Source organism: Candidatus Thiosymbion oneisti (assembly GCF_004359955.1).
Taxonomy (GTDB): domain Bacteria; phylum Pseudomonadota; class Gammaproteobacteria; order Chromatiales; family Chromatiaceae; genus Thiosymbion; species Thiosymbion oneisti.
On the sequence record NZ_SMSC01000022.1, the window covers coordinates 1 to 13,791 of the forward strand.

Annotated in this window: 17 protein-coding genes; 2 read left to right on the forward strand and 15 right to left on the reverse strand. The window is 53.1% G+C overall.

The window, feature by feature from the left end; genetic code table 11:
- Positions 1-15: 15 nt before the first annotated feature.
- From E1958_RS13440 to E1958_RS13455, 4 genes are all read right to left on the reverse strand, one after another.
- Positions 16-654: a hypothetical protein gene (locus E1958_RS13440; RefSeq protein WP_133512328.1), complete on the reverse strand. Its 639-nt coding sequence runs from the start codon at positions 652-654 to the stop codon at positions 16-18.
- 291 nt (positions 655-945) lie between these two features.
- Positions 946-1,431 (reverse strand): PIN domain-containing protein, encoded by a 486-nt coding sequence (locus tag E1958_RS13445; protein ID WP_133512329.1) that lies wholly within the window; start codon positions 1,429-1,431, stop codon positions 946-948.
- Complete coding sequence (locus tag E1958_RS13450) at positions 1,428-1,673, reverse strand: UPF0175 family protein (protein ID WP_089726143.1); 246 nt, start codon at positions 1,671-1,673, stop codon at positions 1,428-1,430. The genes E1958_RS13445 and E1958_RS13450 overlap by 4 nt, the downstream gene beginning before the upstream one ends.
- Positions 1,674-1,798: 125 nt before the next feature.
- Entirely contained in the window at positions 1,799-2,374 is a 576-nt protein-coding gene (locus E1958_RS13455; protein WP_089726144.1) for a hypothetical protein, read from the reverse strand.
- Between the two features lie 245 nt (positions 2,375-2,619).
- On the opposite strand from E1958_RS13455, the gene E1958_RS13460 reads away from it, so the two are divergent.
- Complete coding sequence (locus E1958_RS13460) at positions 2,620-2,793, forward strand: phage integrase N-terminal SAM-like domain-containing protein (RefSeq protein ID WP_243725274.1); 174 nt, start codon at positions 2,620-2,622, stop codon at positions 2,791-2,793.
- Positions 2,794-2,796: 3 nt separating this feature from the next.
- Here E1958_RS13460 and E1958_RS13465 read toward each other — a convergent pair whose 3' ends face one another.
- Complete coding sequence (locus E1958_RS13465; protein ID WP_133512330.1) at positions 2,797-3,012, reverse strand: DUF433 domain-containing protein; 216 nt, start codon at positions 3,010-3,012, stop codon at positions 2,797-2,799.
- A gap of 5 nt (positions 3,013-3,017) precedes the next feature.
- Positions 3,018-4,220: a hypothetical protein gene (locus tag E1958_RS13470; RefSeq protein WP_133512331.1), complete on the reverse strand. Its 1,203-nt coding sequence runs from the start codon at positions 4,218-4,220 to the stop codon at positions 3,018-3,020.
- A gap of 665 nt (positions 4,221-4,885) precedes the next feature.
- On the opposite strand from E1958_RS13470, the gene E1958_RS13475 reads away from it, so the two are divergent.
- The gene (locus tag E1958_RS13475) at positions 4,886-5,470 is read left to right on the forward strand and encodes a Uma2 family endonuclease (protein WP_089725921.1); all 585 of its coding nucleotides are present in this window, start codon (positions 4,886-4,888) and stop codon (positions 5,468-5,470) included.
- A 14-nt stretch (positions 5,471-5,484) separates the two neighbouring features.
- On the opposite strand, the gene E1958_RS13480 is transcribed toward E1958_RS13475, so the two are convergent.
- The 9 genes from E1958_RS13480 to E1958_RS13515 all read right to left on the reverse strand — a co-directional run bounded on the left by E1958_RS13480 (position 5,485) and on the right by E1958_RS13515 (position 13,397).
- A complete protein-coding gene (locus E1958_RS13480) occupies positions 5,485-5,919 on the reverse strand; it encodes a DUF29 domain-containing protein (RefSeq protein ID WP_133512332.1) in 435 nt (144 codons plus the stop codon).
- A gap of 309 nt (positions 5,920-6,228) precedes the next feature.
- On the reverse strand, positions 6,229-7,203 hold the full coding sequence (locus E1958_RS13485) for a hypothetical protein (RefSeq protein ID WP_243448388.1): 975 nt from the start codon (positions 7,201-7,203) through the stop codon (positions 6,229-6,231).
- A gap of 212 nt (positions 7,204-7,415) precedes the next feature.
- On the reverse strand, positions 7,416-9,461 hold the full coding sequence (gene fusA / locus E1958_RS13490) for an elongation factor G (RefSeq protein WP_133512333.1): 2,046 nt from the start codon (positions 9,459-9,461) through the stop codon (positions 7,416-7,418).
- A gap of 1,039 nt (positions 9,462-10,500) precedes the next feature.
- Positions 10,501-11,490 (reverse strand): adenosylcobinamide-phosphate synthase CbiB, encoded by a 990-nt coding sequence (gene cbiB, locus E1958_RS13495; protein WP_133512334.1) that lies wholly within the window; start codon positions 11,488-11,490, stop codon positions 10,501-10,503.
- Complete coding sequence (locus E1958_RS20370; RefSeq protein ID WP_165741804.1) at positions 11,481-11,636, reverse strand: hypothetical protein; 156 nt, start codon at positions 11,634-11,636, stop codon at positions 11,481-11,483. Before E1958_RS20370 ends, cbiB begins: the two co-directional genes overlap by 10 nt.
- On the reverse strand, positions 11,612-11,809 hold the full coding sequence (locus E1958_RS13500; protein ID WP_133512335.1) for a hypothetical protein: 198 nt from the start codon (positions 11,807-11,809) through the stop codon (positions 11,612-11,614). Before E1958_RS13500 ends, E1958_RS20370 begins: the two co-directional genes overlap by 25 nt.
- Before the next feature lie 623 nt (positions 11,810-12,432).
- The gene (locus tag E1958_RS13505) at positions 12,433-12,642 is read right to left on the reverse strand and encodes a hypothetical protein (RefSeq protein WP_133512336.1); all 210 of its coding nucleotides are present in this window, start codon (positions 12,640-12,642) and stop codon (positions 12,433-12,435) included.
- Between the two features lie 72 nt (positions 12,643-12,714).
- The gene (locus tag E1958_RS13510) at positions 12,715-12,933 is read right to left on the reverse strand and encodes a BrnT family toxin (protein ID WP_207787706.1); all 219 of its coding nucleotides are present in this window, start codon (positions 12,931-12,933) and stop codon (positions 12,715-12,717) included.
- 236 nt (positions 12,934-13,169) lie between these two features.
- Positions 13,170-13,397, reverse strand: coding sequence for a hypothetical protein (locus E1958_RS13515; protein ID WP_089726162.1), 228 nt, complete (start codon positions 13,395-13,397; stop codon positions 13,170-13,172).
- Positions 13,398-13,791 lie beyond the last annotated feature (394 nt).

The window sequence follows — 13,791 nt, forward strand, 5'->3', positions numbered from 1 at the left end:
CTCTGACCCCTTTTCCTATGTTTTTGGTGCTTCAGCATAACCAAAAATTGATAGTTTCTTGAAAAACTGCATACCCCATATGCTAGAACCGTCCTCGCAAAACTGACATTTGTACACAAATGTTTTTCTATTTAGATAGTTTGGTGAGCTACAGTCCATGACATCTTTCATTGATCTAAAAAATTCTGATTGCATATATTGTGGCATAAATATTTGAATATCAGATTTATAACCTAATGCTTTGCCTTTTTTCTCCCAATACAGACCTCTTATAACTCTTGAAATTACTTTAGACAATTTTCTACCATTAAACATTACTGCAACGGCAGGTTCTAAAACCGACCTTCCACGGTACGCGTAAACATTCTTTTTTGTTGCAAAAATCTGGTTAGCAATCTTTTTATTATTTCCAATTGTTCCCGCTAGTGAATCAATAACTATTTCAGGATGCTCTTGATACTCACCTGTATTGAAACCTACAAACATTTTGAATTCTTCATCATCCATGGAAGCCCCATTATTACATTCCTTGCACGCAGGTACGGTATTGAAGTTAATGCCATGTCTTATGGCTTTTGGATAAATTCCGCGTGGTGGAATATGATCCTTGGTGGTTGCTAGATTTATTCCACATAAAGCGCAAAGATTAGGCATACGACTTCGCATTCTGCAAAACATAACAGGTAGTAGACGGCGAGTCGCCGTGTTTAAATACGGCGACTCGCTTTATATACCACAACGATTGCTTCTTTTTCAACTTCATGAATATCTTCATCAACACATTCAGAAACAATGAGTTAAGATCTGCGGACGACTTGTTGCCTCGGTCTCCTGAGCGAACAACTACGGCGAACTTCCATCTAGGATTCCTTGAGGGACCCGAATCTTTACAAATGAGTCAACTTTTTGCACTGCACAAGAAGTTCACGCCTCGTCGGTCCGATCTTATTCTCCTACCTCCAGCAATACACGTTTAACCAATGCATTACTTAAACGAAAACCTGCTCCCAATTGCAAACGTTCCAATAATGGTGCAAGTGTTTTAATATACCCTTTCGTTTTTGCTTCCACTAAAACACCAATGACACCTACTACTTTCAGGTTTAATCGCCGTGCTACCAGCCGCCCACGACGCTCATCGACCAATAATAAATCGGCATCTTGTTCCAATGCTAACACAATAGCTTCAGCTTCTCCTCTATCGAGCTCGATCTCCAAAGCTTGTACCAAAATGCGATTTGTAACTGATACCACTTTAATCCAGTTGGAATTTTGGATTTCAATTTTCCCTGGCAGATCTGAAATAGGTGTGATCATTTCATTATACACATGTTGAGGGATAAGTATTCCTTCGTAAAGTTTTGACAATAATGATAATTGACCGATTGCGGATAATGCAATTATCGGAGATGCATCACTTGCGACAATCATAATCGACTCAGATATTTTAATGTATCAAGGTCTTGTTCAAAGTCCTCCACATCATAATGTATTTTGATGCCTCTGCTTGCGAGTAGATGCTGAAACCGATAACGAGAAAAATCACACATATGGGCAGCCTGTGCTAATGTTAACCGTTCCTGTTGATAAAGTAATACGGCGATTTCTGCTCTCAAGCCGTTTTCTGAAATATGTGCTGCTTGTAAAATTTGATTATCTATGACTAAACTCATAATTGTATTTCTCACTAGATAGTCGGTTGACCTAACGTTACGCCTCAGCCGCCGCCTAATGCGACGCAAGCGAAGCGAGCGGCGCTTTAGGCGGTCGGCTGGAGGCTTTTGTTAGCTGCAATCATTTACTGCTCAATCCATTTAAGTTTATGTCCTTTAGTACCATACGATATTCTCAAGCTCGCGTTAGTTACCGGTCTTTTTGCTTTTTCATTATAAATCTTAAAAATAGCTTCTAGTTCAACATTTCCGCCCCCAAAACCTGTAAAAAATTCTTTTTCAGCATTTTGGCCTTTACCGCATTCCATCAATATTTCCTCGGAAACAAATTTCCCCCATATGAAATAAACCACATAACTTGAAGATCTATCACAATCGCCATTGCTAGCTGCAAATGATATATTTTCCCCTCCCCGAAAACCTTTTGCCTCTAGAAAAAAACTAAATCTTCTCTCCTCATCAGCCTCTAAATTGAATGAACCTGTATCGACTGTGGTGAAATGATCGTTTATTGTCGGGCCAACAACAGCACCGACGGTAATTGATACAACGAAAACAGGTATAATGATCTTGATTCTCTTAAAATCTGGTTTCTTTTCCTTGAGCCAATGTTTCACTACCTCCGCAAAACCAGCAGCAATAACGGCACCTAAAGCACCAATAACTGCGGCAATAATTGCTACAACAATAGTTTCGCTCATTGATCTGCCATCCTTTCTTGTCTATTGGTTTCGATGGGAAGATTATTAAAAACTACCTTTGTCAGCTAACTACAAGTAGACCTCAAAAACGACGTAAGAAAATACGTCAAAAGTGAGGTCTAATCTGCTTGCCTGTTCGCAAGTGCCTGTATATATTGCCGATATATAGGACAAACCCGTCAGGTATTGACAGGGGAAATACCCCCTCCGCCGGAACGCAGACCAAGCCCCGCCTGCTCGACCAGGTGCGGGATACAATCCGTTTTAAGCACGACAGCATCCGCACCGAGCAAGCCAATCCGGATTGGATTCGCCGCTTTATCTTGTTTCACGCCAAGCGTCATCCCGCGGAGATGGGCGCGCCGGAGGTGGAGGCTTTTCTCACGCATCTCGCCACAGGCGGATGCTACGCTCGGTAATCGTCACCATCGCCCCTCGCATGAGTTGCTCTCCGATTCCAAGGCCTGGCGGATGTTATCATCCTCAAGCTCCGGATACTCCCGCTTGAGCTCGATGCGATCCGGGTAGAGGGCGACAGCTTCGACCACGCGGTGCACCGTCAGGCGCATACCACGGATGCAGGGTTGGCCGTTCATCCGCTCAGGATCGATGGTGATGCGGTCGAATGAAGTGTTCATACTTTTCACCGGTACTTTCGATCCAAAATCTTCAAATAACACCAAACCGTCATCATTAGAATCGCACTCAGTAGCACATACAGAAACGGCTGATGCAATTGCGACTGCTCATACACTGAGCTCCACGGCCAAGGCTTTGTGAAAAACGCACTCGGATAACCATGCGCCATCCATGCAAAACCGAAGAGAAGTAGATGTACGAACCAGAAACTAATTATCAGCCATTCCCGTTGAAGTTTCAATCTGTTATGGACATCGCCCGGGTCTTTGTCGATCTTGATTTGTTTCCAGGCCTGAAACAAAAGGAACAAATAAGTCGAGTACAGCAGCCATGTAATGATGTGAAGGTGGGGCCAGGTAAACCGCCAGATAACATCCGTGTGCATACCTCCGGTGTCCGGTACGGCATGACCATGTCGAATGAACGTCTCCCACCCGAGAAAAGTATACTCAAGAAGAAATCGATCCTCTATGTGTCGATGGATCCAGACGCCCAGTTGCGCTGCTCCTGAGATTATGCTCCGAAGATGGGCGTCTATCGCCAGAGCGATGCAGGTTGCAACGGCAACAACCAAACATATCGCAACCACAGCTGATACCGGATGGTTAACGGTAGATCCCTTGCTTTCGGGCGGTTCTTTTTTTGTTTGCTCGCCTTTTTTTGATTCTGTTGACATTGAACTGGAGTAATCAACGATAAGTTTTGCGGCAAAACCGAACAATAGCATCCCTACGAGAAGGAATTTTTGGTGAAACCAATCATCCTCCCTTTCGATCCTGAGTTTGATCTCTTCGACAGCCTTGTTGTGTTCTGCTAATATAATATCACTTTCTGTAAATTCGAAGATTGATAATTCTTTTGGGTTACTCACACCGAATCGCTTTTCGAATTCGATTTCTTTAAGGCAGGATTCTGCTTTCCCTTCTTTACAGATGTCGACAGGCGGAAACCAAAACAGCATCAACATGACCGGTATTCCGAGAAAAAAAACCAAAACAACCCCTTTCCGAAAATCTTCCAAAGGCAAATAAAGGATAAATAACGCAAGCAATATAACGAGGATGAAGAATGCGAATGTCTGCACTAAATCTTCAGCAGCGAGCTTCTCACAAGCGAGCTTCTCACAATTGCTCGCCACAAAATCGAGCTTCCCAAAATTGTCCGCCACAGAATCGAGCGTATGCTCATTAAAAAGTATCAACAGCATCAAGCATATCGAAAGTAAAAGGAATAGGCCGACAAACACCCTCCGCCATTTCAGAGACCAGAAGTTAGAGTTCATGGTTCTCTCCAAAACACCTGCCAAGGATTACGTGAAGCGATTGTCGTCAAGTCCCGTCCCACCGGGACCGCCGAACTGAGCCTCAGCTGAGTTGCCGATATTGCCAGGACGACAATTGACAAACATCTCCTCCACGTAGCCAGAACCGCGGCTGATATACTGGCGCAAAGGATTAAGAGATTCAATGCATTTTTTCAATCTATAGGGGAGACCATAGAGCCAACCGAGGCAAGGAAAGTGTCTCAAGCGGGTCCGAACTTGCAGGGCGGGCGCGTATAAATTTCTTTTTGATTAACAAGTTACTACCAGCCGTGTCGATTGGGCAAAGCCGGGAGCGCCGGCATCCTGCCGGCTCGTAGGTTGGGCAAAGCCGGATCAGGGACGATCCGGCGTGCCCAACATCAACATTTCGTTGGGCACGGCGCACCGTCCAAAGATGCGGTTCGCTGCGCTCACCACATCTTACGGCCCTTGCCCAACCTACAAGATCATGTTCTCGGGAGGATTTATACGCGTTTAATTCTCGCTGGCTCAAGCGGTGGGCAGCGGGTAGTAACCCCCCGTCGGGCGCTCACTCTCAGGTGGCTAAGATGCAACCACAAACCAAACCGACTCTCTACGAGTCCCTTGAGGCCCTGTCCGAAGGTATGACCGGGGAGATCTTGAACGGACAGCTCTATACCCAACCGCGACCTTCCGGAGTGCATGCGACTGCCGGCTTTATGTTGGGTGCCGAATTACTTGGCCCTTTTCACAAAGGCAACGGGGGTCCGGGTGGTTGGTGGATCTTTATTGAGCCAGAGGTCCACTTTGTACATGACAATGAGGTTACCGTTCCGGACCTGGCCGGCTGGCGACGTGAGCGAATGCCGATGCCACCAACCACGGAGCATCGCTTTGAGGTGGTCCCCGACTGGGTTTGCGAGATCCTTTCTCCTTCAACCGAGGGCAGAGATCGCCAGATCAAGCTGCCGTTATACGCATATTACGGTGTGCAATACGCTTGGCTGATCGATCCGATCAAGCACACTTTGGAGGCGTACCGACTGGAAGCCGGTGACTGGCTTGAAATCGGCCGCTTCGCCGGTACTGACCAGGTTGCCGTACCACCGTTCGAAGCAGTATCCATCGAGCTGGAAGGATTGTGGCTGCCTACTCAGCCTACATCAGTATAAGGCGAGTTCCCCGCCTATTCCGGGAAAGATTCGTTATCCATGGTCTGCTCAAAAGACCAGGGGCAGGTATCAGGAAATGTGGTTTTCGATAGCCCGGTTTCTTTGGCGGCACCGCTAACGGCATATTTGTAACCGCGTTGCATGGCCTCCGGCAGCTTGAATTTAAGACTCGGGTTGTCGTTTATATGGTCGGCCAGCTCGGCACGTTCTTCTTCGATACTGTAGCGCCAGCTATTCCCCCGATATGTGGGCTGGTACTGCCACTTGAGCAGATGAATGAAAAGTATCTTCAATCGGTTCTCCAGTTCACGCTTCAGGTTTTTCCCCATATCTTCGATTTCTTCGGCAATATTACTAACATCGGAGTATGCCAGCTTTCCCGCTCTCAGTAATTCTGCCTGTTGTTTGGTCCAACCGTAAAAATCATTATCATATAGAGAGTTATCCATGAAAATTCTCCTGAACAAGCAGGTTGACCGCACGCGCTCCCTGGGGAGTAGCGGGCCGGTTTTTTGCCGCAACTAAAGGTGGATGGACGCAGATTAAATCGCTTCGATTTGCGTTCATGTTTCCGAATTTTGTGCGCAGGTGTACTGGGGCGTGTTGACATTTAGAAGGTCCGCACAGCGGACCCTACAGTCAATCAAGTGGTTAGGGTAGGGTCCGCTGTGCGGACCGCTTGAGCATTGCGGCTACCTAACATATGAAAAACAAACGGTTAGGTTAAATGTCAACACGGCCCAGGACGAGGATTCCTGCTATTGCTGACACAGAATATGTGAGGTTGCGGCTGCGATCGAGACCTCAGACAAGCAGTGCGCAGGATGAGGGCCCTGCTCAGCGGCAAGCCGGAAGTGGTGGCACTGCTCCAGATACTCGCGCGTGCTCTTGGGCATGGGGACCCGCGCACGGGCAATATGCCGGATCAGGGAGACACCGTCGCGGATGAGGGCACGGGCCCGCCGTGTGCGCCGTATCCGTTCCTCCGAGGCGTGTTGCGGTAGCTGCGGCTCGAGCCGGCACAACCGTTCACCAGCGACGACAAAAGTCGGCCACACCTCGAAGATCGCCGGATCGGTGCGCAAGGTCTCGCATTTCTCCTTAGCCGCGTCGGCAAGCTCCCGGATATGCAGATCGACACCGGGGAAGGACCCTTCATCCGCGCACGTATCTACCATGACATCGGCGATGCGGTCGATGTGGCACATGGTCTGCGCAATCTTCAGATAGCGACTTTCATAAAAGTCCCTCACCGGGATGGAGAAGGCCCGGAACGGCTCACCCCAGAGCTCGTCCAGACCCTCGTCGCCGCTGCGGTGGCGGACCAGGCGCCCGAGCTCCAGGGCCTCCAGCAGGTATTTGCCGCATTGATCCATCAGGGCATCGTCTGAGGTGATCTCCACCCCGAACTCCTGCAGCTCCACGACCTTGGTGAAGATGTCCGTAGCCCGGTTGAAGAGCGCTCCGGCCAGCATGGCGCCCGCCACCCGTTTGCGCTCCGGGTCCATCTCCCGCTCGTAGGCCTGTCGGGCTTCATTGAGGCGGATGCCGGGGATATTGATCCCGTGCTCCACATGGTTGAAGAGCCGTCGCGTCAGGGCATGAATCAGCTGCTTCTTGGCCTCCAGATTGTCGGCCGGCGGCTCGTAGTATTTGATCCAGTAACCGTCATAGTAGACCCGGGGCTTGCCCTTTATGTCCCGGCGGGTGCCGTTGGATATCTGGTGCAACATGGGACCGTTCGATCGTGTTGACTCGCCTCATCGGTGCGGCGCCGACACGGGCGCCGTGCCTCCTATGCTTGTATCCGGGATGAGGGAAGGGCGATGAGAAATTCAGAATAGACCCTCTCCGAATTTGCCGATAAACAATCTGCAACCCGTTGAACCCAAGCGAAAACCGAAGCACCGCCGCCCACCCCGGTGAGACCTGGGACAGGCACGGGCTAGTCTTCCGAGCGCTGAAAGGCATCCTGGAGCTGCTTTTGGATGCTTGCCGGGACCGCCTCATAGTGGCTCAGCTCGATCGTATAGGTGCCTTCGCCGCCGGTCATGGATTTGAGCCGCGATTCGTAGCCTTCCAGCTCCGCCAGCGGGACCTCGCCGTCGATGGCGATCCGGCCCAGGCTCTTGGCCTCGCTGCCGCTGATGCGTCCACGACGACCCGAGAGGTCCCCTGCCAGGTCGCCCATGGCGCTGTCTTGGGCCAGGATGCGGATCTTAACGATGGGCTCGAGGATCACCGGCTTGGCCTTGTCCACGGCGTCTTGGAAGGCCTTCTTACCGGCGGTGGCGAAGGCGATGTCCTTAGAATCCACCGGGTGGTACTTGCCGTCATAGACGGTGACCCGGATGTCCTGCATCGGGTAGCCGGCCACGGCACCCTCCTGCAAGATCTGGCGCACGCCCTTTTCCACGGAGGGGATGAACTGGTTGGGGATGACGCCGCCGACCACGGCGTCCACGAACTCAAAGCCCTGACCCCGCTCCCGGGGTTCGATGCGCAGATAGACCTCGCCGAACTGACCGGCACCGCCGGTCTGCTTCTTGTGCCGATGGTGCCCTTCGGCCGGAGTAGTGATGGTCTCCCGATAGGCGATGCTCGGCGGCTTGGTGTCCACCTCCACATGGAACTGCTCTGCGAGGCGTCGCAGCAGCACCCGCAGGTGCAGCTCGCCGAGTCCGCGCATGACGGTCTCGTTGGCCGCGGCATTGTGCTCCACGCGGAAGCAGGGGTCCTCCGACTCCAGCTTGTGCAGGGCGTCGGTAAGCTTCTGCTCGTCGCCATGCTTGGTGGGCGTGATGGCCAGCCCGAACAGGGGGACCGGGCACTCGATGGGGTGCAGGTGGTAGTGATCCTCGTCGTGGGAGTCGTGAAGTACCGCATCGAAACGGATATCCTCCACCCGGGCTACCGCCAAGATGTCGCCGGGCCCACCCGCTTTCACCTCGATCTGCTCGTTGCCGTGCAGGCGGAACAGGTGATTGACCTTGAACGCCTTGCGGGCGTCGCCGATGAAGAGCTGGGTATCCCCGGTAACCCGACCTTGGTGGATACGAAAGATCCCGAGTTTGCCGCGGAAGGGATCGTTGATCACCTTGAAGACATGGGCCAGGGTATGCCGCTCGGGATCCGGGCTGATACTGACGGGTTCCGCGTCGGCTCCCTCGCCCTTTACATAGGGGGGCGGATTGCCTTCGGACGGGTTCGGCATCAACCGGGCCAGGATGTTCAGCAGCTCGGGGATGCCGGTGCCGGTCTGGGCCGAGACGAAGCAGATCGGGATCAGATGGGCCTCGCGCAGGGCCTTCTCGAAGGGGGCGTGCAGCTGCTCCGGTGCCAACTCCTCGCCCTGCTCCAGATAGAGCTCCATGAGCTCCTCGTCGACCTCGACCACTTGGTCGATGATCTGGCTGTGGGCCTCCTCGACGGAGGAGAAATCGGTTGCATCGGCGCCGGGTTGGAAGAAGCAGTCGATCACCTGCTTGCCACCGTCCGCCGGCAGGTCGATGGGCAGGCACTCGGCACCGAAGGTGTCTTGGATCTGAGCGGTCAGCTCGCCTAGGTTCACCCCCTCGGCGTCGATCTTGTTGACGATGATCATCCGGCACAGGTTGCGATTTTCAGCCGCCTTCCACATACGCTGAGTGACGGGCTCGATCCCGGTGCGGGCATTGATCAGGATGGCGGTAGTCTCCACCGCAGACAACACGGAGATGCCGCGGCCCAGGAAGTCGGGGAGCCCCGGGGTATCGATCAGATTGACGTGCTTGCCCTGGGCGTCGAAGCTGGTGATGCCCACGTCAAGGGAGTGCAGGTGCTCCTTCTCCAGGGCATCGAAGTCGCAGACGGTGGTGCCTTTCTCGATGCTTCCCGGCTCCACGATGACCCCGGTGGCGGTGAGCAGGGCCTCTACCAGGGTGGTCTTGCCGGCATCGGAATGGCCGGCCAGAGCGATGTTGCGGATGTCCTCGGCGTTGTAATCAGGCATCGAGTAAACCTTCTTCTTAGGTAGAGCGCGCGGCCCATGGGCTACGCATCCGGGATTGTGGCAATGGATTTTAAGTATATCGTAACCGATCCGTCACGGTGTGCTCCATGGGGGTGGGGGCAGGGCAACCGAATGATAACTCGCCAGCAAGCAGCAGGTTACCTCGATGCCTTAGAGGCTGTCTAAAAACTAACCTAATTGATTTTCTACTGGCATTGATTTTCGGCTGGCTCCCCAGGCTCCAGCGTGGGAGCAGACCTGGTCCCGACGGAGGAGGGATCTGACGCTCCAGCGTCGATTAAGCGCCTGGTAGGCTAACCGCCAACGCCTATCAGCACCGAGAAGCTGCGTCCGCTGGAGCGGACAAGACGGCGTTCCCACGCTGGAGCGTGGGAACGAGCGCGAAATTTTCAGATTTTATACCCTAAAATCAGTATCTTAATTTTTAGACAACCTCTTAGGCATCCGAACCGGAACATGAACGACCTGCATAGCGTTGCGTGCGCCGGTTTCGGCACCCGAAGATCCCAGCTCACGGCAGGCGGTTGGGCAACGCCCGTAGGATGGGCAAAGCAAACGTCTATCAAACTGAACTCAAGGTTTCGGTCATTCCGCAGCGGTTTCCGCACCGCGGCGGCTGGTTAGGATGCACCAAGCGCAGCGTGCCCATCGATCCATCTGTTGGGCACGGCGCGCTATGGACCCTGGGCTCGAACGCCGGCTCGGCAGCGCGTCTTGGCCCAACCTACCCGATTCGCTTCCATGCCAAGCGATTGTTTCAGCAGTGTTTATCTTTCGGTTGCCCTGGGGTGGGGGGTAATGGTTAAGTGGCGGGTCTGAATAATTAGGTCGCACCAGCCATGCCACTCGAATTTAACCGCTACCCCGGAGCCTGAGAGACTGTCTAAGAACTTGCCCGGTTGGCTCCCTCGCGCCCTTGGAGGAGAGGGGGATCAAGGGCTTTATTGCGATCGGATTGGTCACGCCATATCAAGCAAAATCAATGAGTTGGTTTTTAGACAGCCTCTAAGCAGCCCCCTTACCAGGGTCGGGAATTCCACATCCAGGGCCAAAGCAGGTGGACACAAAGGATGAAACCGAGGCCGAATGCCAGGGCCAGGAGACCGCAGACAAGAGTCAGGCGTAAGGCCTGGTCAAGGTGACTGCCCTCGAGGTTAGCCGGCCAGTCCTCATCACCCATGAATGCCTCGTTGACGCCCCTTCCCTGATAGCTGATGGGGCCGATCAGGCGTACCCGCAGGGCACCCGCGCAGGCGGCCTCGCTCCAACCCGAATTGGGGCTCGCCAGCATCCGGTGCCAGCGCCGGGCAGCACTGAAGGCCAGCCGCGGGTGCAGGCGCAGCAAGACCGCGGCCAGGGCGATCAGGGGTACCGACAGCCGTGCCGGCAGCCAGTGGACCAGATCGTCCGAACGGGCGGCGGCCCAGCCGAAGCGGCGGTAGCGCTCGTTGCGGTAGCCGACCATGGAATCGAGACTGGAGACCGCCTTGACCAAGATCAACCCCGGCAGGCCGAACAGGCACAGTGCCCACAGCGGCGTCAGCACCCCATCGGTGAGATTCTCCGACAGACTCTCGATGGTCGCGCGGACGACACCGCCAGGGTCCAACCGTTGGGTATCGCGGCCGACCAGCATGGCGACTTGGCGCCTGGCTTCCGGCAGATCATCCAGACTGGTCAGGACCCGGCGACCGTGCGCCAGCAGATCGCGCAGGCAGAGCAGACTGTAGGCGATGCAGGCATCCCAAGCCCAGGCCGCCCAAGGGTGCCAGAGCACGAGCAGGCGATGAAGCGCCCACCAGGCCAGCAGTGCCGCGCCCACGACCAGGGCCCAGTGGATGATGCCGCCGAGGTGGCCGTTGAGGCCGCCGGCGAGGAGGAGCTTCTCCCACAGCAGACTCCAAGCCCCCAAGAGCCGGATCGGGTGCAGTTTATACACCGGATCCCCAAACAGACCGTCGGCCACACAAGCGGCCAACACCAGCGCCAAGTGGGGAATCAGCTCCATTTGGCGGAGAAGCCGCGGATCACGGCCAGGGTTGCAAGGCTGCCGGGATCGCGTTCCTGCTGCGTTTGCAGGTCGTTGCGGAATTCGGCGCAGCGATCGGGTTGGACCGCAACCGCCGCCGCTAGGAGCGCTTTGATGAAGACCATGGTGACGCTGGTGCCACCGTGGCCTTCCCCTTTGCGTTCGATGGGGTGAGGTCTTCGCGTAGACCGCCGTTGACGTGGCAATTGCTCAGGACCCAATACGGGCGTTTGAGGGTGGCGCACAGAAAGCGCCCGTCGCGCTCCAGGGTGAAGTCATTGTTCTCGTGCAGCAGCATCCCGGATCCCGGTCGCGGAGGCTTCGGAACGTAAGCTCTCTATCCCCATGACTGATGACCATTTGGACCAGCAACTCGGCATTCAGGTTCTAGCCGCTAGCCAGAAGGGCCAACGAAATATCGGTGGTCGCGGGAGCCGACAAAATGTCGGCGGTCCCAGGCCGGCTGGGAGCGCCGTCTTTCAGACGGCTTACGGACCCAATGAGCAGCTGTCGGCAACGGTCAGAGCAGACGCCTTCTGGGCTGCACCAGATAACGCTGGACAACTGGCAGGTTTAGTTCCCGGGTATACGCATGGTGGACACAGCCTGATTCTCTCCGCGGTGCGGAGCTTCCGCGTTCCCACGCGGCGTGTGGGAACGAGAAAGACCGCGTCGGGCGTCACCTTTTACGACACCCTCCCGGTGGGAGAGGGGTTGGGGAGAGGGCGAATGAAAAACAGCGATCAATCACAAACGGCACCGATGACGCTTGACTTAACGGCATTGAATCCTATCCTGCTTCCCGTTTCGGATAGGGTGTCAGCTCGTAGGCTGGGGTGAGCTTGCGAACCCCGGCATTCCCATTCTCGTATACCGAAAGAAGCTGGGGTTCGTTCCTCACCCCAGCCTATGGTCCTTGCGCTAATTCGTTAATCGACTGGATATTTCTATGTTTTTCTTCAGCAGCGAGTTAACGATTTCGTTTAAGGAATATGGACGTTCGGTTGTACGCAATTTATTGATAAAAAAGTTTTTTACTTCTTTATCCAAATAGATAGGTATGTCCAGCTCTTCCAATGGTCTATAGAACTTTCCCTGTTCGGCATCGGTAAAATCATACTCGTCTTTCATTGTGGGCGCCTTTTTTGGTATACCAATTGCTCGCATTTAGTTGCCTTTCTAGCACTGATGATTCTTATAAGCTCAGTACCCTACATCATCTCTGAACATATGGACAACAACGAGAATAACTTCATTCAACGATTTCCCCAATATTATCCACCTATCCTCTTCATGCGAATGTTCCGCATCGTATTTGTTCAGCGCAAAAGGATCGGCAAAAACATAAGCAGCCTGTTCAAACCTAACCCCATGTTTCTGAATGTTCGTTTTTTCTTTCTTAACATCCCATTCAAATTTCATGATGTGATTATATTCTCCTGATATCTGTGGTGAATATCATCACGTGATGAATATCAGAAGAATTTCCATAACCGCATTCGTAGGAGCGAAAAAATTTCCGCCCCTACAAGTATTGGCTCGTTCCCACATCTCTCGGTTTATGCCCTATTTCTTCGCATGGTCGAGCACATCCTTGATGACTATGGCTATACCGACAATGAAGATCAGCAGCATGAGAGTAACAATCAGTTCACCCATCATAAATCTCCTAATTCATCGATTTTTCTATAGGCACGGCGGTTAACTGCAATAATACCCCAAGTAATCAAAGCGACCAGAAATGTCGCCAAAGATAGCTGCAGAGTGGAGGTTTTGGCAAAGTTTTGTGCTGTCCAGCCGATGAGTGAAATATCAACAGCTACCAATAAGCCGAATACCACTTTCAGCCAGCCTATTTCTTCTTTGATTTTATCGATTTCCGGCACTTCTATTTCTCCTTGAGCACCTTGGGAAATTCAAGGTGCCTTTATAGTGGAGTTCATTGTTGGGTGATACTCCGGCCGGGTTACATGTTCCTTTCCTCTGGATCTGGGTAGTTCAAACCCGATCACCCATCGCCATCACCACCGCATCACCCATCTCGGCGGTACCGACTCAGCGCATCCCTGTGGACAGGATGTCGGCAGCTCGTAGGCTGGGGTGAGCTTGCGAACCCCGGCATTCCCATTCTCGTATACCGAAAGAAGCTGGGGTTCGTTCCTCACCCCAGCCTACGGTCCTTGCGCTGATTCGTTAATCGACTGGATATTTCTATGTCTTTCTTCAGCAGCGAGTTAACGATTTCGTTTAAGGAATATGGACGTTCGGTTACACGCAGTT

What these genes read in the sequence shown, in the direction of transcription:
- E1958_RS13440 (WP_133512328.1), bottom strand. Translation starts at nt 654, where the DNA reads ATGCCTAATCTTTGCGCTTTATGTGGAATAAATCTAGCAACCACCAAG.
- E1958_RS13445 (WP_133512329.1), bottom strand. Translation starts at nt 1,431, where the DNA reads ATGATTGTCGCAAGTGATGCATCTCCGATAATTGCATTATCCGCAATC.
- E1958_RS13450 (WP_089726143.1), bottom strand. Translation starts at nt 1,673, where the DNA reads ATGAGTTTAGTCATAGATAATCAAATTTTACAAGCAGCACATATTTCA.
- E1958_RS13455 (WP_089726144.1), bottom strand. Translation starts at nt 2,374, where the DNA reads ATGAGCGAAACTATTGTTGTAGCAATTATTGCCGCAGTTATTGGTGCT.
- E1958_RS13465 (WP_133512330.1), bottom strand. Translation starts at nt 3,012, where the DNA reads ATGAACACTTCATTCGACCGCATCACCATCGATCCTGAGCGGATGAAC.
- E1958_RS13470 (WP_133512331.1), bottom strand. Translation starts at nt 4,220, where the DNA reads ATGCTGTTGATACTTTTTAATGAGCATACGCTCGATTCTGTGGCGGAC.
- E1958_RS13475 (WP_089725921.1), top strand. Translation starts at nt 4,886, where the DNA reads ATGCAACCACAAACCAAACCGACTCTCTACGAGTCCCTTGAGGCCCTG.
- E1958_RS13480 (WP_133512332.1), bottom strand. Translation starts at nt 5,919, where the DNA reads ATGGATAACTCTCTATATGATAATGATTTTTACGGTTGGACCAAACAA.
- E1958_RS13485 (WP_243448388.1), bottom strand. Translation starts at nt 7,203, where the DNA reads ATGTTGCACCAGATATCCAACGGCACCCGCCGGGACATAAAGGGCAAG.
- fusA (WP_133512333.1), bottom strand. Translation starts at nt 9,461, where the DNA reads ATGCCTGATTACAACGCCGAGGACATCCGCAACATCGCTCTGGCCGGC.
- cbiB (WP_133512334.1), bottom strand. Translation starts at nt 11,490, where the DNA reads ATGGAGCTGATTCCCCACTTGGCGCTGGTGTTGGCCGCTTGTGTGGCC.
- E1958_RS20370 (WP_165741804.1), bottom strand. Translation starts at nt 11,636, where the DNA reads ATGGTCTTCATCAAAGCGCTCCTAGCGGCGGCGGTTGCGGTCCAACCC.
- E1958_RS13500 (WP_133512335.1), bottom strand. Translation starts at nt 11,809, where the DNA reads ATGCTGCTGCACGAGAACAATGACTTCACCCTGGAGCGCGACGGGCGC.
- E1958_RS13505 (WP_133512336.1), bottom strand. Translation starts at nt 12,642, where the DNA reads ATGAAAGACGAGTATGATTTTACCGATGCCGAACAGGGAAAGTTCTAT.
- E1958_RS13510 (WP_207787706.1), bottom strand. Translation starts at nt 12,933, where the DNA reads ATGAAATTTGAATGGGATGTTAAGAAAGAAAAAACGAACATTCAGAAA.